The following is a 26,346-nucleotide window of genomic DNA, read 5'->3' as shown; positions in this document are numbered from 1 at the left end:
TTGCTTTTGGCTCAAGAAAACCTTAGGGCATGACGAAATCCGGCAACCGTCCTTCACAGGCGGTTGCCTTCCTTTTTCAGCGTGTGAAGGCATCGGCCTTGCTGCAGGACAACAGATTGCTCGCATCCGGTGCCGAGGCGCCGGCCGCGCCGGGGACTATGCGAATGGTTTTGCCGCGCGCGCGCATGCCGCACGCCTCCGTCGTGCTCCTCGCGACCGTGGTCGCGCTGTTCAGTCTCGTGCCGCTCGGCTTCATCGGCTGGATCACCTATGATGTCGGCTGGGAGACCGTGCAGGCGCTCGTCTTCCGCTCGCGCGTCGGCGACCTCCTCATCAATACGGTGCTGCTGGAATCACTCACCATTCCCCTGTCGGTCGCGCTGGCCGTGACGCTCGCCTGGCTGACCGAGCGGACGGATGTTCCTTTCCCAAGGCTTTGGGCCTGGCTGGCAATCGCGCCGCTCGCCGTGCCGGCCTTCGTGCACAGCTATGCCTGGGTCAGCCTCATTCCCGGCATGCGCGGCCTGCAGAGCGGCGTCTTCGTTTCGGTGATCGCCTATTACCCCTTCCTCTATCTGCCGGTCGCCGCAGCCTTGCGCCGTCTCGATCCGGCCATCGAGGATGCCGCCGCCTCGCTCGGCCTCAATCCCTGGCGTGTCTTCTTCCGTGCCGTGCTGCCGCAACTGAGATTCGCCATCTGCGGCGGCTCGCTGCTGATCGCCCTGCACCTGCTTTCGGAATACGGCCTGTTCGTCATGATCCGCTTCGACACTTTCGCGACCGCGATCGTCGACCAGTTTCAGTCTTCCTACAACAGTCCGGCCTCCAACATGCTCGGCGGCGTGCTCGTCGCCTGCTGTCTTTTCCTGCTTGGCCTCGAAGTGCTGCTGCGCGGCAACGAACGTTATGCCCGCGTCGGCGCCGGCTCACCGCGTCCGGCCGACCGCCGGCGTCTCGGCCGGTTCATGGTACCGGCCATCTCGCTGCCCGTCGTCCTGGCGGTGCTGACGCTTGGCGTGCCGCTGGTGACGCTTGGCCGCTGGCTCTATCTCGGCGGCGGCGAGATCTGGCGTATCGAGGTCGCCAGCGCCTTCGTGCAGACGATCGTGCTCGCCCTTGCCGGCGGCGTGCTCGCGACGATTGCCGCAGCCCCGATGGCGTGGCTGTCCGTGCGTGCACCCGGTCGCTTGCAGCGCCTGCTCGAAGCCTGCCACTATTATGTCGGCTCGCTGCCGGGTGTCGTCGTGGCGCTGGCGCTGGTGACGATCACCGTGCGCCTGATGCTGCCGCTCTATCAGACCTTCGCAACCCTGCTCGTTGCCTATGTGATGCTTTTTCTGCCGCGCGCCATGGTCGGGCTTCGCACCAGCATCGCCCAGGCGCCGGTGGAACTGGAGCGCGCCGCGATGGGCCTCGGCCGCACGCCTGGCCAGGCGGTGCGGCAGATCACCATGCGGCTTGCAGCGCCCGGAGCCGCCGCCAGCGTGGCGCTCGCCGCACTGGGCATCACCAATGAACTCACGGCGACGCTGATGCTTTCGCCCAATGGCGTCGATACGCTGGCGACGAAATTCTGGTCGCTGACCAGCGAAATCGATTATGTCTCCGCCGCCCCCTACGCCTTCATGATGGTCGTGCTGTCGCTACCGCTCACCCTGACTCTCTATACGCAATCGAAACGGACCGCCGGCCAATGACGCTGCTTACGATCGAGAACATCAGCAAGCGTTACGGCCCGGTCCAGGCGCTGAAGGATATTTCGCTCGAAGTGCAGGCGGGCAGCCGCACCGCAGTCGTCGGGCCGTCCGGCTCGGGCAAAACGACGCTGCTGCGCATCATTGCCGGTTTCGAGCAGGCCGACACCGGCAGGGTGACCCTGGATGGCGATGTGCTGGCAGACGGTCCGGCCGCGGTTCCGGCCCACAAGCGCGGCATCGGCATCGTCTCGCAGGACGGAGCGCTGTTTCCGCATCTGAGCGTCGCCGAGAATATCGGCTTCGGTTTCGAGAAAGGGGCCGCGGATCGCGAGAAGCGCATCGTCGATCTGCTCGACATGGTCGAGCTCGATCGCGGCATGCTGGCGCGGCGCCCGCACCAGCTTTCCGGCGGCCAGCAGCAGCGCGTAGCGCTCGCCCGCGCGCTCGGCCGTAAGCCGCGGCTGATGCTGCTCGACGAGCCGTTCTCGGCGCTCGATACCGGCTTGCGTGAAAACATGCGCAAGGTTGTGGCGCGCGTGCTGCAAGCGGCCGACATTACCGCCGTTCTGGTAACGCACGATCAGGAAGAAGCGCTGAGCTTCGCCGATCAGGTGGCGGTCTTGAGAGAGGGGCGGCTGATCCAGGCCGGATCGCCACAATCATTATATCTGCATCCCAGGGATCGCGAGACGGCGCTGTTCCTCGGCGATGCCGTACTGCTTCCCGCCATCATCCGGAACGGGCTGGCCGACTGCGCCCTCGGTCGCGTCGCCGTCGAGGGCAATCGTCAGGGCAAGGCGGAGATCATGCTGCGGCCCGAGCAGATTCGCGTCGTTGCCGACGATGGCGATCGCAGCTATGGCGGACGTGTCGTCGAGGTGGAGTTCGGCGGCGCGGTCTGCACCGTTGCCGTTTCGCTCGACGACGTTGCCCTGCCGCCGATCCGGATCAAGACATCGAGCGTCGGCCTTCCCTCTCGCGGCGATCTCGTTCGCCTGGATATCTCAGGGAATGCGCATGTATTCGAACGGTAAAATCAGCCGACCTTGCGCACCAGTTCTTCCGGCTCGATGCCTTCCAGCCAGCCGCCGGCAAAACCGGCGCGCTCGAGGCCAAGGCGGATGGTCGGCGACTGCCGCATCAGTCTCCAGATGAAGTCGGAGCGCGCATTTTCGATGGTCATGACGAGAAGACCCTGGTCGATGCCGACGGTGCGGTCGTCGACCCAGCCCTCCGGCCGCTTCGTCTTGACCGTCGGATTGAAGCCGCCAGGAAAGCCGCCTTCCAAGAGCAGGTTCGGATAGCTGGTCAGAAGCGCCTTGGTGCCATCGAGGGCCGCCTGCCGATCGTAGGGCAGGCAGGCAAGGGCCGCCCACGGCGCGATCGTCCCGTCATCCGGGCCAAGCGGCGCGCCACGCGCGGCATAACCCAGAACCTTCGGCTGGCGGCCGCCGCGCATGCGCCGGGTCGGCGGCGGGCCGTCGCAGGCGGAGAAGCCCCATATATTCCTGTTATAGCCGACAAACTGGCCGGGATTGCGCTCGGCGTAATCCCGCTGGACATTGATGACGACCTGGGTGTTACGGAAATAATCCCAGTTCCGCTCCGCCATCGGCTTGTCCTGGATGCCGCGGAAATCGATCCAGGCATGGGAGAAGAGATGGATGAACAGCGGGCCTGCATAGAGATAGGGCTGTTCGCCGTGTATCATCCAGGAATAGCTTGAAGTGAAGGCGTCATAGCACGATTGCGGGATGGGATGCGACGGCGAGGCGAGCGCCAGCGCATAAAGGATGATCGCCTCGTCGAAGCCGTGATAGCGCCAGCGCAGAAAGCCCGATGAGGGCTTCCAACCCATGGAAATGGTGTCGCCCTTGTTCAGCGCCCAGCGCCAGTCGACGCGTTGGTAGATGAGGGTCGCAAGCTCACGGATTTCAGTCTCCGTCTCGTCCTGGCAATCGAAATATTGCGCTGATGTCAGGATACCGGCAACGAGCAGAGCAGTGTCGATGGTCGAAAGCTCGCTGTTCCAGGCGCGGTTGCCGGTGTCCATGTGCAGGAAATGGTAGAAGAAGCCGCGGTGGCCGGTCGCATGACGTTCCTCGCCCTGGCGCGCCTCGGCAAAGAAACGCAGCGTATTGACCGTGCGTTCGGCCGCTTCCTTGCGGGTGATCCAACAACGTTCGACACCAACGGTATAGGAGGAAAGCGCAAAGCCGACGGCCGCGATGCTCGCCGGCACCCCGCCGATCGAGGTATCCGCCACCAGGCCATTTTTGGGATTGGAATATTTCAGGAAGTACTTGAATGCCGAATACTGCAACCTGTCGACCAGGGCGGCATCAATGTCTTCAATCCGTTGCAGCATAGGCTCCTACCCAACTGTTGCATCGCCCCCATGGTTGAACATGAGGGCCATCCCCGGGCAAATCAAACCTTTTTGATTCGCAAGGATAAGAGAACACAAACGACGGGTATCGGTCGTTAACAATTATCGGTGAAATAATATCTAGCATAAGTCATATAAGCGGTGCAGCAAAAAGAGAGCGCCGCGCCGCGGCGGCACAGCTTATCTCCCGCAATACTTGTTGCCTCCCGGCGCCCTGCAACGCGGTCGCCTATCGGCCGATCGCATAGGCCTGCATCAGGCGCGGGGTGGCTGCGGCACGCAGCAGCCCGTCGGCATCGCGCCGTGCGGCAGTCAGACGGCCGATCGTCCAGGCGTCGGTAATCGTCAGCTTGTGACCCTTCCGCGAGAGCTCGCCGAGCACATCCGAGCCAAAGCTCTCTTCCGCCATTAGGCTGCCGGGTTCGCGGGTGCGCGGATAGAAGGAGCTCGGAAAATGAGCGGTATGAAAGAGCGGCCGATCGATCGCCGCCTGCAGGTTCAGCTTGTGATTGACATGGCGCAGGAAGAAGGAAAGCTGCCATTGCTCCTGCTGATCGCCGCCCGGCGTGCCGAAGGCAAGGGTCGGGCGGCCTTCATAGAGGCCGAGTGACGGCGTCAGCGTCGTGCGCGGCCGTTTCCCCGGAGCAAGCGAGGTCGGCAGGCCCGGCTTCAGCCAGAACATCTGCGCACGGGAATTGAGGCAGAAGCCGAGGCCGGGCACGGTCGGCGAAGACTGCAGCCAGCCGCCGGACGGGGTAACGGAGACCATGTTGCCGTCGCGATCGATCACGTCGATATGCACGGTGTCGCCGCGCTTTTCGGACAGATGCGCCATGGTGGGCTCGTAAACGGCGCCGGTCTTGGAATCGGCGCCGAGCATATTCATCGTCAGATCACGCTGTGCCTCGAAGCCCGGAACGATGCCGGGGCGAAGATCGAAGGAGGCGTCCGCGCCGATCAGCTTGCGGCGTTCGGCAGCATAGGTCTCCGACAGCAGATGCGCGACGGGATCTCGGAAAAACCGGGATCGCCGTAATAGACCTCGCGGTCGGCGAAGGCGAGCTTCATCGCCTCGACGACGGTATGAACGAACTCGGCCCCATCCGGGTTCATCGCAGCGAGGTCGAAATCTTTCAGGATCGACAGCGCCTGCAGGAAGACGGGACCCTGGCCCCAGGGACCGGTCTTGGCGACGGTCCAGCCGTGATAATCATAGGTCAGCGGTTCCTCGATCGTCGCCGACCAGTCCGCCATGTCATTGGCGGTCAAAACGCCCCTGTGGCGGCTGCCGCTTGCGTCCATCACTTCGGCGGTTTTCAGATAGGCGTCGATCTTTTCGGCGATGAAGCCGCGATAGAAAGCGTCGCGAGCCGCCTGCACCTGTTCTTCCCGACCGCTTTTTGCCTCGGCTTCGGCAACGACGCGCTTCCAGGTTTCGGCAAGCGCCGGATTGCGGAAATTCGCCTGCGCTTCGGGGACACGTCCGCCCGGCAGCCAGGTCTCGTGGGACGTCGGCCATTCCTTTTCAAAGAAGGTCGCAAGTCCCTTGATGGTCGCTGAGACTCGCGGCAGCAAGGGATGGCCGTGTTCGGCGTAAAAGATCGCCGGTTCCAGCACCTCGCGCATGCTCATCGTGCCGTAGTCGCGCAGCATCAGCATCCAGCCGTCGAAGGCGCCGGGAATGACCGTTGCAAGCAGGCCATCGCCGGGGATCAGCGTTAGGCCCTCGCGCCTGTAGTGCTCGATCGTCGCGCCCGCCGGTGCAGGCCCCTGGGCTGAGATGACCTCGACCTTGTCTTTCTTCCTGGAATAAATCACCGCCGGCAGATCGCCGCCGGGGCCACAGAGATGCGGCTCGACGATCTGCAGCACGAAGCCGGTCGCGACCGCGGCATCGAAGGCATTGCCGCCCTTTTCGAGAATGCTCATACCGACCGCGGAGCCGATCCAGTGGGTCGACGTGACGACGCCGAACGTGCCGAGAATTTCAGGTCGGGTCGTAAATCCGGTCATGCCGAACATCCTTTTTGGGAAATTATCTCGCCGGCTTCGGTGAAATTTTAAGCCTGCGGTGACCGCGCGGAGAGGAAGACCTGCGGCTCGAAGGCAAAATCCTTGTCGAAAGGATAGGTTGGATGCTGTTTGCGCAGCCGTGGCAGGCGCTCGACGAACTGATCGACGACGCCCTCCGACAGCGCCATCAGGTTCGGATTGGCGATCGGGGCCAGTTCCGGGGAGAGATAGCCCGATTTGACGACGATGATTTTGGCCGCATGCGGGTCGAGGCCCAGCCGAGTAAAATCGGTGATATGGTGATAAGGCCGCCGTTTGGCCGACAGCACGAGATCGATGCCGCCGAGCGAGACCACCGCCTGACGGTCTGAAGGGTCCGACGTTTCGTGCAGGAACTTGACGATGAAACGGCCAATGACCGGCTTGCTGCCTTGGGTATCGAGCGAGGCGCCGACGCTGAGTTCGAGCTCGCGACCTACGCCGGCAGCGTAACAGGCCTCGGTCGCTTCGCGGTCGGCAATACCGGCAAAGACGACACCGGTGGCGTTTCTGGAAATCAGTTCGGCCAGGACGTCGGCTCGATCTCCGACGCCGCCGCCAGTCGGGTTGTCGCCGGATTCGGCGAGCACGACAGGAGCCGTCGGGCTGGCAATAGCTCTCGCTACGCATTCCTCGACAGATCCGGTCTCGCAGCCGAAGATAAAGTCCTCGCGCGCATCCCAATAGGCTTGGGCGAGGCGTTTGGCCTCACGCTCGAGCACGGCGCGATCGGTACCGGTCATGATGGCGGCGGCTGTAGCACGCGGCTCGTCGGCCCAGACGTAGCCGACCATCAGCGACGCATCCCAGACACCATCAATCGCATCGATTTCGGGCAGAATCGCATAGAGGCTCCGAGCCGGTTCATCGACAGTGCTTGTGCGTTCGCCCGGCAGCACGACCGGGATCGGCGCCCAAAGAACAAGCGGCTTCACGCCTGTTTTCAGACTCCTTACCAGCATGGAGACCGAGCGGCGCATTGTCTCCTCGACATCGATATGCGGCGCCGTCCGATAGGTCGAGTAGACATCGAGTGCATCAATGATGCGTTGGGTGACGTTGCCGTGCAGGTCATAGCTGGCCGAAACCGTACAATCGTCGCCGACCAACGCGCGGGCGGCACCAATCCAGTCGCCCTCGGCATCCTCCATGCCGTCCACATACATGGCGCCGTGCATGGCAAGATACAGCCCGTCGAGCGGCAGCAGCGGTTTCAGCCGCTCGAGGAATTCGCTCTTGAACGCCTCATAGGTGGCACGCGAAACCGGCCCGCCGGCAATGGCGCGGGCATGGATCGTCGGCATGAATTCCGCGTCGTAGTCTCTGAGGAAGGCAAAGTAGGGCGATTCCAGCAGCCCCTCCCCGCGCAACACGCGAAAATCACTCTCCACGTTCAGAACGGGATTGTAAGTGCTGCATTCAATATGGATGCCACCGACGGCGATGCGCATGGAAAACCTCGGATGTGGGAGCAATTACAATATAGGGCGATGAACTGAAGATGGGGGGCGGCGATTCGGCGGTCGCGCCGCCGCCCTCTGATCCTGATGATAGTTCGCAAAACAAGCTGATCAACCGCAATAAATGACAAAATTCATTCGAGTATCAGCCAGGATCCAGGACCGGAATCAGCTTACGGAAAGGCTTCTTAAGGAGGCCGCCATGCGTAATCGAGCGGTTAAAGTGGCTCACCACCCGAAGCACTGTCTGCCAGCTTCAAAGCGGATGTGAAGGCGAAGCTCGCCGATGGCCTCGATCCGCAGAAAATCGCAACGCTGGTCATCGCCGCCTGCTCCGGCGCCATGGCGATGGTGAAGGCGTGCCAGGATGGCGGCCCGCTCAACAACTGCCGCGCCGATCCGGCGGCGCTGCGGCCGCGCGCCGATTTCCTCGGAAGAATCAGAACCTATGAGCCGGCATGAAGCCAAATTCCCGCAGTGGCTCGGATTGAAATCCCGCGAAATCAATGAGAGGCTTGCAAGTCAAAGTTGGAGCGGCATCGGGGGAGTCGTGCGAAATTTCATCTCTATCATCTTGGGGCTTGGCTTACTGATCGCGGGAGTTTGGGGCTTTGCCTACATGTTCCTGAACAGTGGCCCCGTAACGCTTCTTTTGTGGATGGTCCCGATTGGAAGCTTCTCGCTAGCTCTGGTGATCCTGTGGGAAGACTTCAGTTCGCTCCTAAAGCGGGGCGACAATAGGCGATAGGACCGACAAATATCCCGCTTGCGATAATAGGCGTTTTGCTCGTCGGAAGCGCAGCGGCTCGATCTCGTTTTTAAGCCCTTCAATGCCGGACAGATTCATAGGTCGGTAAAACGTGACGAGAGCTGCGCGGTTCATCCGTATCGCCGGACGACCTGTGCATCATGCCAAGGCTCTCTCTTCAAAGAGCTATCGGCTGAACAATCTGCTGGAATTCCAGAGTAGTTATCTGGATATGATGGAGAAGGCTTGAAAACATGGCGGAGAGGGTGGGATTTGAACCCACGATACCCTTGCAGGTATGCCGCATTTCGAGTGCGGTGCATTCGACCACTCTGCCACCTCTCCGCGGTCAGGTCGGCGCTTGTTCGGCGCGGGCGTTCTCATAACGAGCCTATGACAGGTTGGCAATTTGATTGCCGTGGCAACGGCAATGTGGCCGCAGCGTGCCGGAAGGGAGTTCAGAGAATTCCTGCCCATAGGTGCTCATGGGATCCAGAATGGTTCTCCATGCCTGGCTTTGTCATACAGCCTTTTGGAATATAATGATCGATCCGTCTCAGAGGCTTTTCGTGCCATCCTATGTTGAAAGCCCAATATTTAGGGAAAAACTCGAGCGAAGAATAAGGCAAGTTATCATGTATCCACCAGGCTAGTTTTTGCCAATCGCCTTCGGCATGGAAGCGATCCCAGAAACTTGGCACTATTACGCAAGCGGTGGCGCCCATACAGCCATCGTTGTCAAGCTCATCCCAAATATGTCCAGCATAGTTCGCTTCGTTACTAGCGCAATTATACCCGCTTTTGCCAGCTCGCTGCATTTCATTGCCGAAACCATTCACTTCAACCGAGCGAAAAGCAGATCGTATTGCGAGGCGCCCAAAGGCATCCTGCAATGGCTCCAATAGCTCTTCGCACAGCCGAGTCCCGGCAGCGATTGCCCGGTCAGGGTTGTTTGGCACATTGTTGAAACCATGGATCGAGGCGATGTCGGAAAATAGAAAATCGCGCATAAAGAAGCTCTTAGATAGGCGAACTCGTCCAAATTCGGCGAGGCTCGAGACGCTTGTCGGCTTCCTCATTCTTTGATCTCCTTCTCGTAATAACTCACCATCGGAGGCATCACCGTGCAAGTGGATATTGAACTTCACTTGACGGTTGCCTCCGTTCATCACTTGGCTACAAACACAGGTAGACATGATTTGGAAATGGGATGCGCCATGCTCACAGGTGAAATTCGCTCGAAGGTCGACCAAGTCTGGAATGCCTTCTGGGCAGATGAGATCGCCAATCCGCTGGAGATTGTTTCGAGCATCATTTACCTGCTCTTCATGCCGCACTTTGCAAACACACGCCATAGTCGGGGACTCGACAAACTCTCTAAGGAAATCCGCAAAGACAGCTACCCAAAAAGTCAGCTTGCAGGTAGGCTCTCGCTTAAGTAGAGGAGTGATAGTGTTGGACAGCTTAGATCCTCGAATTCTAATCCCACGTTGTAGATGACTAATTTTGAAGAAATAAAGCCAGGATCGCGTATCAAAGGATTGGCCTCCGAAGGCGTTGCTGAAATAATCTCAGTCTCGCGTTTCGGTTCCGACGCTATGAATCTAGTTTTCCGGGTCGATGGCAAGGTTAGCGAGCGGCTTCTCTATAGAGGTGAGGACGCTGGATTTGAGTTCATCACTTCGGGGCGTTCATATTCATTCGATGCTGACGGCGAGCTTCTCCGCCTTGCCTCTGAAGCCTATCGCATCCGACTCGCCCATCTCTTCGATCCCTATCTTGCTGTCAGCGCCTCGCAGATTGAGGCGCTGCCGCACCAGATCACCGCCGTCTACGGCGAGATGTTGCCACGTCAGCCGCTTCGCTTCTTGCTGGCCGATGACCCCGGCGCCGGCAAGACCGTCATGGCCGGCTTGTTGATCAAGGAGTTGCTGATTCGCGGCGACCTTGAGCGATGCCTCATTGTGGCGCCGGGCAGCCTCGTCGAGCAGTGGCAAGAAGAATTGGCCGAGAAATTCGGCCTTCATTTCGATCTGCTCACGCGGGATCAGATCGAGGCCTCGGTCACTGGAAATCCGTTCACCGAGAAAAACCGCCTCATTCTGCGCTTGGACATGGCTGCGCGCTCGGATGAACTAAAGGCCAAGCTCGAAGCGGCGCCCGACTGGGATCTCATCATCTGTGACGAAGCGCATCGCATGGCTGCGTCCTATTTCGGTGGCGAGGTGAAGGAGACCCAGCGTCACAAGCTCGGCAAGCTGCTAGGCTCGCGCACGCGGAATTTCCTGCTGATGTCGGCTACCCCGCACAACGGCAAGGAAGCGGACTTTCAGCTCTTCATGGGCCTGCTCGACGCCGATCGCTTCGAGGGCCGGTTCCGTGAAGGTGTCCACAAGGCGGATGTCTCGGACATGATGCGCCGCCTGACCAAGGAGGAGCTCTACCGCTTCGACGGAACTCCGCTCTTCCCGGAGCGCCGTGCCTATACTGCGAGCTACGCGCTGTCGCTCGTCGAGGCCGAACTCTACCAGGCCGTCACCACATATGTGCGCGAGGAGATGAACCGGGCCGACCGGACCGGCGACGACAAACGCCGGTCGAGCGTAGGCTTCGCGCTCCAGATCCTGCAGCGGCGGCTCGCCTCCTCGCCGGCCGCCATCCATCGCTCGCTCGAAAGACGCCGCAAGCGGCTCGAAGAGCGGCTCCGCGAGGAGAAGTTGATGCGCCAGGGAGGCGCGTCACAGTTGGCGAGCGCTCCGGATCTACCGCGCTACGACCTCGACGAGTTCGAGGAAGTGTCAGGGGCAGAGGCGGAGGCAGCCGAGGAGCAGATCGTCGATCAGGCCACCGCAGCCTCCACTCTTGCCGAGCTCGAGGCCGAGATCATCATTCTTCAGGATCTTGAGGCGCGCGCGCTTAAGCTCAAACTCTCCGGCCAGGACGCGAAGTGGCGGGAACTGCAGTCCATCCTCGACGAGCCCCTCATGCTCGACCGGGCGACCGGGCTGCGACGCAAGGTGCTGATCTTTACCGAGCCGAAGGACACGCTTGAATACCTGCAACAGAAGATCGGTGCGCTGGTCGGCGACCCGTCTGCCGTCGTCGTCATCCATGGCGGCATCGCACGTGAGGCCAGGCGTGCGGCCATTGCCGCCTTCAATGCCGATCCGCGTGTGCGGGTGATGATCGCCAACGATGCCGCTGGTGAAGGAGTGAACCTGCAGCGCGGCGCTCATCTGATGGTCAACTATGACCTGCCTTGGAACCCTAACCGGCTTGAACAGCGTTTCGGCCGAATCCACCGCATCGGCCAGACCGAGATCTGCCATCTCTGGAACCTGTGCGCGGCCAATACGCGCGAGGGCGAGGTCTATCGCCGTCTGCTCGAGAAGCTCGAGGAGGCGCGAACGGCGCTGGGTGGTAAGGTCTATGACGTGCTCGGCGAGCTGTTCGAGGGCCAGGCGCTGCGCGACCTGCTTGTCGAGGCTATCAGATATGGCGACCGCCCGGAGAAAAAGGCCGAGCTGTTCAACAAAGTGGACGGCGCCGTCGATGTCGAGGCGATCGAGACGCTGGTCGCCGAACGGAAGCTGACCTCGGAAGGAATGAATCCGAGCTCCGTCGCCGAGATTCGCGAGCAGATGGAGCGCGCCACTGCCCGCCGCCTGCAGCCGCATTTCATCGGCGCCTTCTTCCGGGAAGCCTTCGTGATGCTCGGCGGACGGCTTGCCGAGCGAGAGAAAGGTCGCTTCGAAATCCTGCGCGTGCCCTCGATCCTCAAGGAACGTGACAGGTTGATCGGACGATCCGACCCTGTGCTAGATCGCTACGCGCGCGTCACCTTCGAGAAGGGCCTAATCGTAGGCCAGCCGCAGGCGGAACTCGTGGCACCCGGCCATCCTCTGCTAGAAGCGCTTGTGGATCTGGTGCTCGAACGGTTTCAGCCGCTGCTTGGCCAGGGCTCGGTGCTGGTCGACGACGCCGACGACAGTCAGGATCCTCGTCTACTCGTCTATCTCGAGCACGCCGTCCGCGATGCGCGCGCCAGCCGCTCCGGCGAGCCGCGCGTCATCTCCCAGCGCCTCCAGTTCCTGTTCCTTAAGGAGGATGGAATCGCGCTCGACGGCGGCCCGGCTCCCTATCTCGATTTCCGCCCGATCACGGAGGAGGAACGCTCGAAGATAGCCGATGTGCCGGAAGCAACATGGCTGGCCGACAATGTCGAGAAGCAGGCGCTCGGCTATGCGATCGCTTTGCTCGTGCCGCATCACCTCGAAGAGGTGAGGAAGCGCAGGATTGCCGAGATCGACAAGGTGGACCGCGAGGTGCGCGCTCGGCTCACGCGCGAAATCAATTACTGGGATGCGCGCGCTGCCCGGCTTCGGGAGGAAGAGCGCGCCGGCAAGGAGCAGCGCATCAATGCCCAGAACGCTGAGGCGACTGCCGCGCGTCTGGTCGAGCGACTGCACAAGCGCCAGACCGAGCTCGATCACGAGCGCCAGATCTCGGCGCTGCCGCCGGTGCTGAAGGGTGCCGCGCTGGTGATCCCGCGAGGGCTGATCGCGGCGAGGACGCCGGCAACCGCTCCAGTAACCGCAAGCGGTTTCGCCGAGGATCCGGACTTGCGGGCTGTATCCGAGCGGCAGGCGATGGAAGCGGTGATGTTGGCGGAACTTGCGCTCGGCCATTCTCCCCGCGATGTCGCGGCCGAGAAGAAGGGCTGGGACATCGAAAGCCGCGACGGTCGGACCGGTCACCTACGCTTCATCGAGGTCAAGGGAAGGCATGCCGAAGGTCGCGACATCATTCTGACCAAGAACGAGCTGCTGTCTTCCTTGAACGCGGCCGAGGCCTTCGTGCTGGCGATTGTGCAGATCAATGGCAGCTTCGTGCGTGAACCGGTCTATGTCCGCCACTTCTTCCACAGGGAATTGGGCTTCGGTGAGACGGCCGTGGTGTTCAACGTCAATGATTTGCTATCGATTGGCACCAGACCTTGCTAATGCCGATTGCCGGATGGCCCACGCAAGAGGGCAAGAAAGCTAGCGGCATTCGTTCACCACCCCCGGAATGACAGGTTCTAGATGACGACAACACCCCAGCGCAAAAAACTCATCGAGGTGTCGATCCCACTCGAGGCGATCAACGCTGCCGCCGCGCGGGAAAAATCCATCCGCCATGGCCACCCGTCGACTCTGCACCTTTGGTGGGCGCGCCGGCCGCTGGCTGCCTGCCGCGCGGTGCTGTTCTCGCAGTTAGTGGACGATCCGTCGTCCTGGCCCGAACGTTTTCCGACTGAAGAGGCGCAGGATGCCGAGCGCAGGCGTTTGCATCGCGTCATTGAGCGCATGGTGCCCTGGGAGGCGTCAAATGATGAGAGTGTCCTCAATGACACACGTTGGGAAATCGCACGCTCGGTCGCCTGGGGTCTGGGTGAAGAACCGCCAGCGAACGGCGACGGTAAGGCCATCCTAGCTTATCTGCAAGAAAAGGCGCCGCCGATCTATGATCCCTTTTCAGGTGGTGGATCGATTCCGCTCGAAGCGCAGCGGCTGGGCCTGCTTGCCTACGGCTCCGATCTTAATCCGGTCGCCGTGCTTATCGGAAAGGCGTTGGTCGAAATTCCGCCGAAATTCGCCGGCCGGCCGCCGGTAAATCCGAAGGCCCGCATGGAGCTGGAACGGGGCCACTGGAATGGGAGAGGCGCGCAAGGCCTCGCGGAGGACGTGCGCTACTACGGCCAGTGGATTCGCGACGAGGCTGAGAAGCGCATCGGCCATCTCTATCCTAAAGCCAGACTGCCAGACGGTTCCGAGGCCACGGTGATTGCCTGGCTCTGGGCGCGCACAGTGCGTTCGCCAGATCCGGCGGCGAACGGTGCCATGGTGCCCCTAGTGTCGTCGTTCATGCTCTCCACCAAGGACGGAAAGAAGGCATGGGTGGAGCCGGTGATCGATGCCAGCGCATCGGACGGCTGGCGCTTCCAGGTGAAAAAAGGGACGCTGAGTAAGGCCGAGGAAGAGAAACTAAAGAATGGCACGAAGGCCGGGAAGGGCCAAGCGTTTGTCTGTGCTCTAACCGGAGCGGCGATAGACCGCGCCTATGTGCAAGCCGAGGGCAAGGCCGATCGACTTGGGCGAAGGCTGATGGCGGTCGTGGTGGACGGAAACCGGAGCCGGATTTATCTTACGCCCTCACATGAACACGAAGTGATCGCGCGTTCGGCTAACGAGTGGCATATCGTTGAAGAAGCGCGCGAAAGTTTCCTCTCTGCGGCCACGCCAACCCGTGCCATGATCACGGGTGGCGTCTGCTCAGCCTACGGGCTGCGAACCTATTGGCACCTCTTCACTCCACGCCAGCTTGTAGCATTGACGACCTTCTCTGATCTCATAGCTGAGGCACGGCAACGTGTGCTGGCTGAAGCGCACGCCTCCAGCCTTTCCGACGATCCGACCCCCTTGCAAGAGGGAGGCACCGGAGCAGAGGCCTACGCCGATACGGTGGCGACTTATCTCGGGCTTTCAGTCAGTAAGCTGGCGGACAGTCAGAACTCCTTGGTTTCTTGGAAAGCATCCATGGATCAAGCCATACACCTGTTCACTAGGCAGGCAATTCCGATGGTGTGGGACCACGCAGAGCCTAACGCGCTCGGTAATGGAATGGGTGCACTCACCGTCACGATAAATAATATGATGCGGGTTGTTGAAAGCCTTGTGGTTGCGGGGCCTGGGCACATAGGAAATATCAATGCTGCCAAGAATAATTATCCTGTGCGCCCTGTAGTGGTTTCAACGGACCCACCTTACTACGACAACATCGGCTACGCGGACCTGTCGGATTTCTTCTATGTTTGGCTGCGCCGAGCGCTGTCCGGCGTGTGGCCCGATCTCTTCCGCCGTCTGGCTGCACCGAAAGCTGAGGAACTTGTAGCTACGCCCTACCGGTTTGATGACAGTAATCCACCCGAATGGACGAGAATCACGCCTGCACTTTTCAGCGCCTGGCCGGGGATGTCTGCCAAGGAGCGGGCTGAAGCCTTCTTCATGAATGGAATGGGCGAGACGCTGACTGCTATGCGCAAAGCCGCGACGCACACGGAACCGCTGGCGATCTACTACGCCTTCAAGCAATCGGAAGTCGCGGCCGATGGCGTGACCTCAGCAGGCTGGGCGAGCTTTCTGCAAGGCATTGCTGATGCCGGTCTTGTCGTCGATGGCACGTGGCCGGTAAGAACAGAATTGTCTAATCGGATGATCAGCAGCGGCACAAATGCCCTTGCGTCCTCGATCGTCCTCGTTTGCCGCAAGCGCAATGAAGACGCTCCAGTCATCACCCGCGCCGAATTTATCCGCCTGCTCAGGCGCGAACTACCGGACGCCATCGACGACATCCGCAAGGCAGGCGTTGGCCCGGTGGACATGCAGCAATCCGTAATTGGCCCAGGTATGGGCATCTTCTCCCGTCACACCAAGGTGCTGGAGGACGACGACAGCGCCATGACAGTGAAGACTGCACTTGCGATCATCAACCGCGTCTGGGAGGAGATCGACCAGGAACTCGACGCCGTCTTCGACGCCAATACGCAGGTAGCGCTTACCTGGTTTGCGACCTACGGCTTCGACACGCGCTCCTCAGGCGAACTAATCACGCTCGCCAATGCCAAGAACATTGGCACCAACGCTCTATTCGACTCTGGGGTGTTCGAGGACTTGAGGGGTAAGACTGCGCTGACGACGCGGGAAAACCTTCCAAAAGTTTGGTCGCCTGCCGCCGACAAGACGCTCACCATCTGGGAGTGCGTGCAGCACACTGCCCGCGTGCTCAATGCCGAGGACGGTGGTGCCGAGGCGGCCGGCCGACTAGTGGCGGAAATGGGGACAGCGGGCGACCAAGCGCGCAAGCTCGCCTACCGCCTGTTCGAGATCGCCACCCAGAAGGGCTGGTCGCAGGAGGCGCTGGTCTACAACGAGCTTGCGCAGGAATGGCCGCATCTCGAAGATGCCGGCACGCGCGTCGCGCAGCCCACCACCAGACCGGCTCAGGCCGCATTCGATCTCTGAGGGACAGACCATGGCGGATACAGACATCGAAGGCACTAAGCGGGTCCGCGATACGCTGGACTTCGTGCTGAAACCGGTTCTCGAGGGCTTCGTCGAAGCCAACATGAAGAAGAAGCACGGGCCACGCTGGCTGCACTATGCCAGCCGGGCCGCGGGCTCCGGTCCCAACGATTCGCTCGACGCCTATGGCCTGCTCAAGACCATCATCGACAACTGGAACGACGTGTTCTACGCCTGCTTCGACCGCAAGGTCATGCACAAGGCGCGCAATCAGGTCTCCGTAGCCTTCGACGCGCGCAATGCCACCTCGCACCTTAACCTGCCGCTCAGCGACGCCGAGGCACTAAACTACTTGTTCGCGATGCTGCAGCTCGCCGAGATCCTCAAGGCGCCGGCAGCGACAATCGAGAAGGTAAAGTCCGCCTATACAGAGCAGCGCAATACGGGCATCGAATCCGGCCGGGTCGACCCGGCGACGCCGACCGTCAACAAGGTGTTGGAGACAGCGGCCCAGCCGCAACTCGGCCTAACAGCTCCCGAGGCTTCGACCAGTGCGCTCAAGCCCTGGATCGAGGTGGCATTGCCGCATCCCGATGTGATCTCCAACCGTTTCAAGGAAGCGGAGTTCGCCGCCGACCTCTTTGCCGTCGATGCCGGCCTTGCCGGCGAGGGATATGCGACGCCATCGGCCTTTTACGGCATGACTTTCCTCACGGAGGGCCTGAAGCGCGTGCTGATGACCGCGGTGCAACGCCTGGGCGGTTCGGGCGGCGATCCGGTGATCGGCCTGCAGACGGCATTCGGCGGCGGCAAGACGCACACCATGCTCGCGCTCTTCCATCTTGTAAGGCATTTGCAGGAAGGTGGCGATCCGCAAAGCCTGCCCGGCATACGCGATATCCTCGACCGCGCCGGCGTCGCCACTCTGCCGAAGCCGAAGATCGCCGTCTTCGTCGGCTCATCCAAGGGCACGGACGTCTCGCTCAACATCAAGGACGGACCACGTCTCCATACACTATGGGGCTATATCGCCTGGCGCATTGCTGGCGAAGCCGGCTTAAGACTCGTCGCCGACGCCGAAGCAGCGCGCACAAGCCCAGGCTCCGAGCTGATGGTCGAGGTGTTCAAGCTTGCCGGTCCGAGCGTTATCCTGCTCGACGAACTGACGATGTTCGCGCGACAACTCGACGGCGACCGGTTCGAAGCCTTCCTCTCCTTCATCCAGTCGCTCACTGAGGCGGCAAAGATGGCGCCCGGCATACTGATCGTAGGCTCGCTGCCGGAGAGCAAGGCGGAAGCAGGCGGCGAGCGCGGCGAGCGTGCCCTCCTTCGCCTGGAAGTGGTCTTCGGTCGCGTTCAATCGCCCTGGCTACCGGCCTCCGGTGACGAGACCTACGAGATCATCCGCCGCCGCTTGTTCCAGTCGCTCGATACCGAAGGCGAGAAGGCGCGGGAGGAAACCGTCAAGGCCTTTTACAATCTCTACAAATCCAATGCAGTCGAGTTCCCTCCTGCGGTAAAAGAGGCGCGTTATCTCGAACTGCTGAGGCTCTCCTATCCCATCCACCCGGAGCTTTTCGACCGCCTTTCCAAGGACTGGGCGAGTCTTGCGAAATTCCAGCGCACCCGTGGCGTTTTGCGCTTCATGGCCAATGTCGTAGGCGTGCTCTGGCATGCGCAGTCTCGCGACCCGATGATCACGCCGGCACGCATTCCGGTCGCCCACGAGCGTGTGCGGGCGAGCGTGCTTTATCCACTCGACCCCGCCTTCGGCGCCGTCGTCGACAAGGAAGTCGATGGTGACGGATCCTTGCCCGGCCTCATGGAGGCAAATCCCTCGCGTCGTATCTCTCAAGCGCGCGCAGCCACGCGTGCCGCACGCGCGGTTTTCATCTGCTCGGCGCCACTGGTCGGCCAGCCCAACGCGGGCGTGACGGGCCAGGGCTTACGACTTGCCTGTGCCGAACCTGGGGACCAACTTGCGATCTTCGGCGAGGCGCTGCGCGAACTCACCGAGCGAGCCACCTATCTCTACGAGGAGGCGGGGCACTATTGGTTCTCAACGCAGCCGACGCTGAACCGCCTTGCGGACGATCGCGCCCGGGCGTTGCCCGACCACGAGATCGATGCTGCGATCGCCGACGTGCTGCGCGATGACGCGAGGGCCGCCAGCGGCTTTCATCGCGTCTTCGCAGCTCCTGACGACCCGGTTGCGATCGACGAGGCCCAGGCGCTCTCTCTGGTGATCCTTGGTCCCGAGCATGCGCACACCGGCCGCGGCCCGGAAAAATCACCCGCTACCGATGCGGTCGACGATGCGCTGACGCGCTGCCGATCCTCGCAGCGGAGGTTCAGGAACACGCTGATCTTCGTCGCGCCCGATTTAGCGCAACTCGGCACCGCACGCGACGTGATGCGCAAGGCGATCGCTTGGGCATCCATCTCCTCGGATGACCGGCTGCAGCAGCAAATGACTCAGGCACAATCGGCCGATGCCAGGGACAAGGCCAAGACAAATCGTGACTCCGCCCAAAAGGCCGTGAGGGCCGCCTGGAGTCACATCCTCCATCCCGTGAAAACCGATATACCGGGCAAGCCCTTCGAGCTCGAGCATAATCAGATCTCGTCGCGCGATCGGCCGGCGATCCCGGCGATGGTCTATGACAAGGCGAAGGCGGACGGGATCGCGCTGGAAAAGCTCGGCACCGAGCGGCTCTGGCTAGCGTTGAAGCCGATCTGGCCGGCGGACCGGCCGCACCTGCCGATCTCCGAAATCGTCAGCTGGTTCGCCTCCTATGTCTACCTGCCGAAGCTGCGGGACCGGGTAGTGCTCGAGGGCGCGATCCGCGATTCCTTGGCGAAGCTCGATCCGCAGTTCGGATTTGCCGAGAGCTTTGATGACGCGACCGGCAGGTATCACAAGCTCATCTGGGCCAAGGATCCCCCGGGCATGAATCTCTCGACGGGCCTCATTGTCCGCGAGGCCGAGGCCAGGCGACAGCTTGAGGACGCGGAGGCCGCTGTTCTGCGGCCAACTTCCGGAGGGGCAACGAGCGTGTCACCCGGTCAGCCGCTACCTCTCGTTCAAAGCACAAGTCCTGTCGCGTCTGCCCCAGTCGGGCCGAAGAAGCTGCGGCGCTTCTATGGCTCCGTCGAGATCGACATGGTCCGCCCGGTGAAGTCGTTCGATGCCGTCCTGAACGCGGTGATCATGGAACTACAGCGCACGTCGGGCGCCAAGGTAAAGCTGACGCTAGAGATCGAGGCAACGGCAGCGGACGGCTTCGACGAGGCCGACGTGAGTGTCGTCCGAGACAATGCCAGGCAGTTAAAGTTTAAGCCGGAGTCCACGGGCTTCGACGATTGACGTTGAGGTGCCTCACTATTCGATTCACCACCTCTGTGAGCAACTCAGCGAACATGCCGTGGGCAACAAGGAGCCTGAGCGTATGCCAACTGAAACTCGCTCTCCCCGCCGGGCCGTCCTGATCGACGCTGACAATGCGTCCGCCAAGATCGCTGACGGCCTTTTCGAGGAGATCGCAAAGATCGGCGAGGCAAGCGTTCGACGGATCTATGGCGACTTCGCGAACGCTCGTTCAAAGGCCTGGACAGCAGTTCTTGCCAGACATGCGATAATCCCCCAGCAGCAGTTTACCTATACAACCGGGAAGAACGCGTCCGACATCACACTCGTCATCGACGCGATGGACCTTCTCCATAGCGGCCGGCTCGATGGGTTCTGCCTCGTCTCGTCCGACAGCGATTTTACCCGGTTGGCTGCACGTATCCGAGAGCAGGGTGTCGACGTCTTTGGGTTTGGTGAGCAGAAGACGCCGGAGAGTTTCCGGCAGGCATGCCGTAGATTCATCTACACCGAGAACCTACTTCCGGTCACAGCGGGCAACGGCAGCGACGCAAGCACCACGTCGAAGTCGCTCCAGCCACCGAGCGCTGCTACACCGATCATTAAGAAGGTCATTGGCCAGATGGAGACTGAGGATGGCTGGGTGCTGCTCGGCGCCGTGGGGACTCAGCTTGCCAACCTCGCGTCGGACTTCGACCCGAGAACCTACGGGTTCCGCAAGCTCAGCGACCTTTTCCGAAAGACCGGGGCCTTCGACGTCGACCAGCTCGATGGCAAGCCCCTCCGGATCCGAGTCAAGCAGCCAGGACCAAAGAAGAAGTCTTGAGCACTGGACGGGATGCTTCTGGTTGGCTCATAGGCGCTCACCGGCTCGCTTCGTTTGATCTGACGTCGCTGCACAGCATAAGACGTGCCAAAAGCGCCAGCGAGTCTCCTGGTCAACTGACGACAGCTCAGCAACCTGGGAGCCCAACCGAAGCTCAGGAGCATACTCCGCTGTGCCGAGAAGATTATTCTGCTGTGATCGTAATCGTCCGCGTCTCACCAGGAAAGAGCTCAATCTCGAATTTGATCTTTACGGGTGGGACAAGATCGAAATCATCAGCGTCATCCGATGCCTCGCCATAACGATACTTGCTTGCACCTTTCTCGACGAGTTTCTGGAGTGCGGGACTGAGGGCCATTCGAGCGACCTTTCTTTGTGGAGTTGAGATACCTGCCGAATAGACGCCGATTCGCGGGATTTCGAAAAAAGTGGATGCCGGTGCGCCTTTTTCTCTGCGAGCCGCCAATATGTGACAAAACCGCAACAAATGGCCGTTCGAACAAAATTCATGGCGTACTCCATCTAAACGCGACCCAAAACGATCTATTCTAAGTCGTGGGGCGTCACCCCACAAACATACTGGACCCAAATATCAATGGCGGCACCGGGAACCTGACCGGGCACCAAGCTTTCCAGAAGCGATCGGAAGATCTTTGCATTCGCTCCCCTACGGAGAACGTAGGACGCCTTGCCTAGGTTGTCGCCGCACGCCTCGAGCGTGGAAAGGATGCCGAAAGACAATGCTCTGTGAATGCTGCTTGCAGTCACCACAACATTGGTTGCGCGACGATAGTGGTAGTGTCGTGCGCAATGCGCGCCCTCGGGCGTAACCGCTTTGATCGTAAGATCAGGATTCGGAGTGAATACCAGGTAAATGGAAGCCACCTGGTGCGACCTGACAAGTCTTAACTCTTCCCCAACTGCTGACGCAGGATCCCCTCTGGAGAAACGATACATTTGCTATCATCTCCAGGGGGAAAGACTATTTCCGCAGGGATCAAAGAAGAGAAGCTGCTAGCTTATTGTTGTGTTGGCTGAGTATGCGCGACAACGTTTTTGGATGGACATGGAAACGAGACGCGACGACGTGGACAGGCTCGCTAAGCGCATGAACTGCCTCATAAGCCTGTTCAATTTGCAGCTGATCCAATGCGGGGCGTCGACCAATTCGAGAGCCACGAGCCCTGGCCGCTTCCATGCCTGCTTTCGTCCGCTCGCTGATGATCGACCGCTCAAATTCAGCCATTGCTCCAAGCATGTGAAATACTAGCCTGCCCCCGGAGGAGGAGGTGTCGATGCTCTCGGTGAGCGAGCGAAACTCACAGCCACGTTTATGAAGTCGGTTTACGATTTCGATGAGGTCCACCAACGATCGTCCAAGCCGATCCAGGCGCCACACGACAAGCATGTCACCACGCCCAACGTGCCGAAGCGCTCTGCGCAGCCCAGGGCGCTGATAGTCTACGCCGGACAGGCCTTGATCTGTGACGATCTCCACACACCCGGTTGCCTTCAGAGCATTTACCTGCAGATCGAGGTTCTGTTCAACCGTGGAGACTCGGGCATATCCGACCAACTTCATTGAGATCCAATCCTACGACAACGGGCTTAAACCATTGACATAAAGGAACCTTTTCGCTCTGTCTGGCTTAAAATGAGACCGAACCGGAAGACATTGAAACTAAAGGATGCGACCGGATCAGCATTCACGACCATTGTCTATCGGACAAAGGTTCCCTTTCGTTCCCTCGGGTCATCGACGCGTGCGTGTTAGGGAGAAATGAAATTGCTGTTGATCATTGGATTCGTCGGCGTCATTTTCGGCGGCGCATGCGCCATCGTCGCATCGAATAAAGGTCGCGACGTCTTGGGCTGGTTCGTCCTCGGCTTCCTATTCAACCTGATCGCCTTGATCGTCATCGCGGCGCTCACTCCGTTGGACAAAGCACAGGCAGCGGAGGGCGCCAGCGACAAGCGCCTCCCCGACGAAGAAGTGATGGGAAAAGATGAACTTCGCAAAAAAGCGGCCGCCCTGGCCGCTTCGCTTGCACAGTCGAGGGAAAAGATGAACGGCTAAACCGAAGCGCTAACCTGATCGACTAACTCAAGCACCCGTTCGAGCTCGATCTCGCGCTCAGCCGGCGACATGTCCTTGGTTCGTTCAAGAGCGTCAGCAATCATGTCCACTGCCTGACAGGCAGCCCGGTGAGGCGGCAGCTCAGTCGTCCGACACTGCTCCCATTCGCCGTCGTCGCCGATCCGGTAGTAGATGTAGCTTTCGTCGAACGCCGTGTTCATTGTGCCGCGACCTCAGCGACTCTCTGCAGAGCCTTCTTCGCAGCACGTTGACGCTTCTTTGATTCGGCGTCCTGCTGACGCTTGCGGTCCTTCTTCTCCTCCTCAGTCATGCCAGCCAAGTGGAGATAACAGCGAGTGTTGGTCTTGTCTTTCCCAGCGCGCCGACGACTACCCTCCCTGTGAAGACGCAACTCACGGTCGAACGAGCTTTCTCCTGCAGGTTCTGGATGTCGCCGGTAGGGACGCACACGTCGTCCGTCGGCAGCTCGCTCATTGGCGTAATCCTGCCGAGCCTGCCTACGCCTGGCTTCAAGGTATGACTCCCGATTGTCCTTGCGATATTGCTCGATCTCCAGCAGCTTATCCGCAATTTTCTCTCGAAGTCTTTCGGACATCGGAGGGCACATGCGTTCGATGGGCTCCAAAGAATCCTCATCGATCGAAGCGAGGAGTTCGTCGAGAACTGAGATATTGGTCGTCGGTGAACGAATTTCACCACCGTCGCCTGGTTCATCGCTGTAATAGGCAATCAGATTGAGCTGGATCTTTTGATCACGATCGTCGTCGGATTCCGTTGAGGTCAGGTAATTCAAGGTCAACATCCTTTCTAGCTGTTCTGAAGAATGAATAGTCAGCTTGAGGTCCGGATGCGTGATTTGTGATCGAAGGCATTCGTCCGAAAACTTGCTGTTTTCCCATATGTGCTATTACTTACATATTATCTTTTAGTAATCTCTTACATGGAGAAACAACGACCGAATTTCGGACACGAAGAAGCAGGTCACGCTCGCTTCGCTCGCCTGCGCGCCCTTCGGGCTTGCCGGCCGCCTTCCGGCGTCCGATGAATTCAAACTCTCTCCGGCTTGATCTTCGTTTTCTCTTGCTGACTCTAAACCACACCGTTCGGTGTCAAAGTCCTTCTCGGCGACAAGACGGTGCCCGCATGCTCAGGTTGACTCGAGGATCGTCACCGGCGCGCTTCGTGAGTCTGTCGCGAGTTGCTCTATTGGGAAACGATCGTCGCAGCCAGCGACCGGCTGTGCGACTGCCGGGCTCTCGTTCGCTCGTCGCCCCGTCTCTCATCGTCTGGCCGCATGTGCTTGGCCTATCTCGACCGTGCCTGGCATGGGCAGTCTCCCTTGTTATCCGACCCAAAAGCACTGGCGCGGCGCGTTTCTTGCAAAGTTGCCCGGCGTTGACCAAGGTGCCAAATGTTCCGGCGTCGTTCCTCAGCAAGCACAGCAGTCGAGGAGGAGGCATTCAAACATCACGCGCGCTCCCTCAGCGGTCGTTGCAAGCCGTGTCGTGTTTGATCGATCGACGGACATCTATTCAACTATGTTTCTTCCACTGGCTAGCCGAAGATCTGCGAAAATGGGCTTGTGAGCGCATGCTTTTGAGGGGCACAGCTCGGCGCGATCAAAGCTCGACCGATCGAACGATCATCATCGAGCACATACGGCTCAAGCCGTCGCGCGACAGCCTCGTTCTATAGCGTGAGCACGGGTTGCCTGGTCATGTTGACAGAAAGGGAAAATCAGAAAATCGGGTAATTTCTGTCAACGTAGCGTTAACTTACGTCAACATCAAAGCCTTGTGAGGATGGTCATTAGACAAAAAGGGGTGAAAAGCTGTCAACATAGAGTGGGGTGAAACGGTCGATTTAGAGGCGCTATGTTGACAGAATTGACGGCCTGTCAACATAAAGGCCGTGGGCTTGAGGGGTGATTAAATGCGAGTGATTAGATTGATTTGCTGCGCCGGCTTGTTGAGTCTCGGTGCGGGTGTAGCCATGGGCGAGGATAAAGCTGTCAAACCCACGGTGAGGGAGTTAGTGGACAACAGCAATAATGCGGAATACATCGCGCTCATTATGGGAGCGGGGATGGGTGTCGAAGGCGCGACTGCGCTAGCCGAGAACAAGCACCTGGGAAAGGTCTATTGCCCGCCTGAGAATTTCGCGATGACCGGCACCATCTCGCCCAGGTTCTGAAGAGTTTCTTGGATGATCGCCGGGATCTCGCCGGCAATGACGCTTACTCAGTGGGGTGGATTATGGCTCTGGCGTTGAAGAATACCTTCCCATGCAAAGATTGAGCGTCAGTGCCGGGCGAAGGAGCACTGCGCTATAGCGAGCGTGACCAGGCGGTTCTCTTCGTCGAGGGCTAGCCGGTTGAAGGCGAGTTCCTGGTGGCCGCGGCCGCCTCTGTGCGGCTCCAGCCGTATTGCTCTGCGAGTAGCAGCACCTGGTCGAAGGTCGATCGCGCGCGGCCAGTCGAGGGCGCGGTCGACAAGCCGGAGGATGGGTAGTTCAACCACCGAATTGCTCAGCCAGCGGGCAGCATCATGTAAAGCATGAACGCTATTTTCTAGGACTTCGATCGCGGCTGACTGAGCAGTGGTGGCGTGTTCAGGAAAGACGGGCTACCAGGTTATCAGCGCTCAGGTGTGTATATCGCTTCAACATTCTAAGCTCTTTGTGTCCCGAGATGCTACTGACTTCGATCACATTCAGCCCTCGCTCAAATAAACGGCTGACCCCCTCATGGCGAAGATCGTGAAACCTCAGTCCCACGATGTTTGCACGCTTCAGAAGACGTCGCCAAACCTGTTCAAAAGAACCTGGGGCGATAGGGAAGATCGTAGCTTCATCTACGGGCGCATTTTCCTTCCACCAGGAAAGCGCATCGAACGCACGCTGCGTCATCGGCACCTCGCGACCGGACCCGTTCTTAGTCATTTCCAGCGTGATGACACGACGGTTGTGAGAGACGTCGTTCCATTTCAAGCCGAGGATCTCGCTACGGCGCATCCCTGTCTCGATGGCGACGATCAGCAAAGTCTTCATAAACGCGATCTTACCACCGTCGCACCCGTCGAGCAGGCGCTGCTCCTCGTCACCCTCCAAGCGGCGCTTACGCTCGTTCCGAATGATGGGACGTCGAACCAGCTTGACGACGTTGCGACTGAGCGGATATGCCCAATCGCGGATAGCGACCTCAATGACATGACTAAGTATTGCCAGCTCGCGAACGGCGGTAGATGGAGCTACTGAGCGGAGTCGCTCATCTCGGAATGAGGCCGCGTCCTGCTGGGAAAGCCCTATTAGCGTTCGATGGGAAAGATCGTGTCGGCGCAGAACGTCGATGCGCTGGCTCTCCTGCATGAACCCACGTTTCGTCGGCGAAACCTCTGCCTGGTAGCGCTCTAGTAGCTGACCGAGCGTCGTGGTCTCAAGGATCTTCGTATCCGGCGCCATGCCGAAACGATCGACCTGGGTCTCAAGGTCTCGGGCCCACTTCTCCGCGTCCGCTTTGCTGTCAAAGCTCTTTGCCCGGGGCTTCATGCCACGACGACGCACTTGAGCTTGCCATCGTCCTCGTAGTTTTCTAATCGTCGCCATCCCGGCCTCCAGTTGCTGTTGAAGACCTGCGTAGGATGCCCCG

18 protein-coding genes, 1 tRNA gene and 1 pseudogene are annotated in these 26,346 nt (G+C 60.0%); 10 read left to right on the top strand and 10 right to left on the bottom strand.

Annotated features, from left to right (window positions below):
* The first annotated feature begins 29 nt into the window (after positions 1-29).
* Both PYR71_RS13475 and PYR71_RS13470 read left to right on the top strand, forming a co-directional pair.
* Positions 30-1,697: an ABC transporter permease gene (locus tag PYR71_RS13475; protein WP_275619717.1), complete on the top strand. Its 1,668-nt coding sequence runs from the start codon at positions 30-32 to the stop codon at positions 1,695-1,697.
* Positions 1,694-2,731 carry an ABC transporter ATP-binding protein gene (locus PYR71_RS13470; protein WP_275619716.1) on the top strand — a complete coding sequence of 346 codons (1,038 nt, stop codon included), beginning with the start codon at positions 1,694-1,696 and terminating at the stop codon, positions 2,729-2,731. The genes PYR71_RS13475 and PYR71_RS13470 overlap by 4 nt, the downstream gene beginning before the upstream one ends.
* 2 nt (positions 2,732-2,733) lie before the next feature.
* Here PYR71_RS13470 and PYR71_RS13465 read toward each other — a convergent pair whose 3' ends face one another.
* The 3 genes and pseudogenes from PYR71_RS13465 to PYR71_RS13455 form a co-directional block, all read right to left on the bottom strand.
* Positions 2,734-4,065, bottom strand: a complete 1,332-nt coding sequence (locus PYR71_RS13465; RefSeq protein WP_275619715.1) for a glucoamylase family protein — start codon at positions 4,063-4,065, stop codon at positions 2,734-2,736.
* 250 nt (positions 4,066-4,315) lie between these two features.
* Positions 4,316-6,099: pseudogene (locus PYR71_RS13460) on the bottom strand (gamma-glutamyltransferase family protein).
* A 47-nt stretch (positions 6,100-6,146) separates the two neighbouring features.
* Complete coding sequence (locus tag PYR71_RS13455) at positions 6,147-7,589, bottom strand: M81 family metallopeptidase (protein WP_275619714.1); 1,443 nt, start codon at positions 7,587-7,589, stop codon at positions 6,147-6,149.
* A gap of 276 nt (positions 7,590-7,865) precedes the next feature.
* Between PYR71_RS13455 and PYR71_RS13450 the strand changes: the two genes are divergently transcribed.
* Positions 7,866-8,060, top strand: a complete 195-nt coding sequence (locus PYR71_RS13450) for a hypothetical protein (RefSeq protein ID WP_275619713.1) — start codon at positions 7,866-7,868, stop codon at positions 8,058-8,060.
* 541 nt (positions 8,061-8,601) lie between these two features.
* Here the strand turns inward: PYR71_RS13450 and PYR71_RS13445 are convergent.
* Positions 8,602-8,691 (bottom strand) — tRNA-Ser (locus tag PYR71_RS13445).
* A 113-nt stretch (positions 8,692-8,804) separates the two neighbouring features.
* Complete coding sequence (locus PYR71_RS13440) at positions 8,805-9,425, bottom strand: hypothetical protein (RefSeq protein ID WP_275619712.1); 621 nt, start codon at positions 9,423-9,425, stop codon at positions 8,805-8,807.
* A 45-nt stretch (positions 9,426-9,470) separates the two neighbouring features.
* On the opposite strand from PYR71_RS13440, the gene PYR71_RS13435 reads away from it, so the two are divergent.
* The 5 genes from PYR71_RS13435 to PYR71_RS13415 all read left to right on the top strand — a co-directional run bounded on the left by PYR71_RS13435 (position 9,471) and on the right by PYR71_RS13415 (position 20,602).
* Positions 9,471-9,788 (top strand): hypothetical protein, encoded by a 318-nt coding sequence (locus PYR71_RS13435; RefSeq protein ID WP_275619711.1) that lies wholly within the window; start codon positions 9,471-9,473, stop codon positions 9,786-9,788.
* Positions 9,789-9,842: 54 nt separating this feature from the next.
* On the top strand, positions 9,843-13,349 hold the full coding sequence (locus PYR71_RS13430; protein ID WP_275619710.1) for a helicase-related protein: 3,507 nt from the start codon (positions 9,843-9,845) through the stop codon (positions 13,347-13,349).
* 81 nt (positions 13,350-13,430) lie between these two features.
* Entirely contained in the window at positions 13,431-16,409 is a 2,979-nt protein-coding gene (locus tag PYR71_RS13425; protein ID WP_275619709.1) for a DUF1156 domain-containing protein, read from the top strand.
* Between the two features lie 10 nt (positions 16,410-16,419).
* On the top strand, positions 16,420-19,776 hold the full coding sequence (locus PYR71_RS13420; RefSeq protein ID WP_275619708.1) for a DUF499 family protein: 3,357 nt from the start codon (positions 16,420-16,422) through the stop codon (positions 19,774-19,776).
* An 82-nt stretch (positions 19,777-19,858) separates the two neighbouring features.
* Positions 19,859-20,602, top strand: a complete 744-nt coding sequence (locus tag PYR71_RS13415) for an NYN domain-containing protein (protein WP_275619707.1) — start codon at positions 19,859-19,861, stop codon at positions 20,600-20,602.
* A 997-nt stretch (positions 20,603-21,599) separates the two neighbouring features.
* Here the strand turns inward: PYR71_RS13415 and PYR71_RS13410 are convergent.
* Entirely contained in the window at positions 21,600-22,184 is a 585-nt protein-coding gene (locus PYR71_RS13410; protein WP_275619706.1) for a recombinase family protein, read from the bottom strand.
* A 204-nt stretch (positions 22,185-22,388) separates the two neighbouring features.
* On the opposite strand from PYR71_RS13410, the gene PYR71_RS13405 reads away from it, so the two are divergent.
* Positions 22,389-22,679, top strand: coding sequence for a hypothetical protein (locus PYR71_RS13405; protein WP_275619705.1), 291 nt, complete (start codon positions 22,389-22,391; stop codon positions 22,677-22,679).
* Here the strand turns inward: PYR71_RS13405 and PYR71_RS13400 are convergent.
* Complete coding sequence (locus PYR71_RS13400; RefSeq protein WP_275619704.1) at positions 22,676-22,900, bottom strand: hypothetical protein; 225 nt, start codon at positions 22,898-22,900, stop codon at positions 22,676-22,678. The genes PYR71_RS13405 and PYR71_RS13400 overlap by 4 nt on opposite strands.
* Positions 22,897-23,493: a hypothetical protein gene (locus PYR71_RS13395; RefSeq protein ID WP_275619703.1), complete on the bottom strand. Its 597-nt coding sequence runs from the start codon at positions 23,491-23,493 to the stop codon at positions 22,897-22,899. Before PYR71_RS13395 ends, PYR71_RS13400 begins: the two co-directional genes overlap by 4 nt.
* Positions 23,494-24,692: 1,199 nt before the next feature.
* Between PYR71_RS13395 and PYR71_RS13390 the strand changes: the two genes are divergently transcribed.
* On the top strand, positions 24,693-24,893 hold the full coding sequence (locus PYR71_RS13390) for a hypothetical protein (RefSeq protein ID WP_275619702.1): 201 nt from the start codon (positions 24,693-24,695) through the stop codon (positions 24,891-24,893).
* A 107-nt stretch (positions 24,894-25,000) separates the two neighbouring features.
* On the opposite strand, the gene PYR71_RS13385 is transcribed toward PYR71_RS13390, so the two are convergent.
* Positions 25,001-25,219: a hypothetical protein gene (locus PYR71_RS13385; protein ID WP_275619701.1), complete on the bottom strand. Its 219-nt coding sequence runs from the start codon at positions 25,217-25,219 to the stop codon at positions 25,001-25,003.
* A 91-nt stretch (positions 25,220-25,310) separates the two neighbouring features.
* The gene (locus PYR71_RS13380) at positions 25,311-26,303 is read right to left on the bottom strand and encodes a site-specific integrase (protein ID WP_275619700.1); all 993 of its coding nucleotides are present in this window, start codon (positions 26,301-26,303) and stop codon (positions 25,311-25,313) included.
* Between the last annotated feature and the right edge of the window lie 43 nt (positions 26,304-26,346).

This window comes from Rhizobium mulingense (genome assembly GCF_029194105.1).
Lineage (GTDB): Bacteria > Pseudomonadota > Alphaproteobacteria > Rhizobiales > Rhizobiaceae > Rhizobium > Rhizobium mulingense.
This window is presented reverse-complemented; position numbering and strand designations above follow the sequence as displayed.

Excerpts from the sequence above, each read along its gene's own strand:
- PYR71_RS13475 (WP_275619717.1), top strand. The coding sequence starts at position 30 with ATGACGAAATCCGGCAACCGTCCTTCACAGGCGGTTGCCTTCCTTTTT.
- PYR71_RS13420 (WP_275619708.1), top strand. The coding sequence starts at position 16,420 with ATGGCGGATACAGACATCGAAGGCACTAAGCGGGTCCGCGATACGCTG.
- PYR71_RS13380 (WP_275619700.1), bottom strand. The coding sequence starts at position 26,303 with ATGGCGACGATTAGAAAACTACGAGGACGATGGCAAGCTCAAGTGCGT.
- PYR71_RS13415 (WP_275619707.1), top strand. The coding sequence starts at position 19,859 with ATGCCAACTGAAACTCGCTCTCCCCGCCGGGCCGTCCTGATCGACGCT.
- PYR71_RS13410 (WP_275619706.1), bottom strand. The coding sequence starts at position 22,184 with ATGAAGTTGGTCGGATATGCCCGAGTCTCCACGGTTGAACAGAACCTC.
- PYR71_RS13425 (WP_275619709.1), top strand. The coding sequence starts at position 13,431 with ATGACGACAACACCCCAGCGCAAAAAACTCATCGAGGTGTCGATCCCA.
- PYR71_RS13440 (WP_275619712.1), bottom strand. The coding sequence starts at position 9,425 with ATGAGGAAGCCGACAAGCGTCTCGAGCCTCGCCGAATTTGGACGAGTT.
- PYR71_RS13465 (WP_275619715.1), bottom strand. The coding sequence starts at position 4,065 with ATGCTGCAACGGATTGAAGACATTGATGCCGCCCTGGTCGACAGGTTG.
- PYR71_RS13470 (WP_275619716.1), top strand. The coding sequence starts at position 1,694 with ATGACGCTGCTTACGATCGAGAACATCAGCAAGCGTTACGGCCCGGTC.
- PYR71_RS13430 (WP_275619710.1), top strand. The coding sequence starts at position 9,843 with ATGACTAATTTTGAAGAAATAAAGCCAGGATCGCGTATCAAAGGATTG.
- PYR71_RS13390 (WP_275619702.1), top strand. The coding sequence starts at position 24,693 with ATGGGCGAGGATAAAGCTGTCAAACCCACGGTGAGGGAGTTAGTGGAC.
- PYR71_RS13455 (WP_275619714.1), bottom strand. The coding sequence starts at position 7,589 with ATGCGCATCGCCGTCGGTGGCATCCATATTGAATGCAGCACTTACAAT.
- PYR71_RS13400 (WP_275619704.1), bottom strand. The coding sequence starts at position 22,900 with ATGAACACGGCGTTCGACGAAAGCTACATCTACTACCGGATCGGCGAC.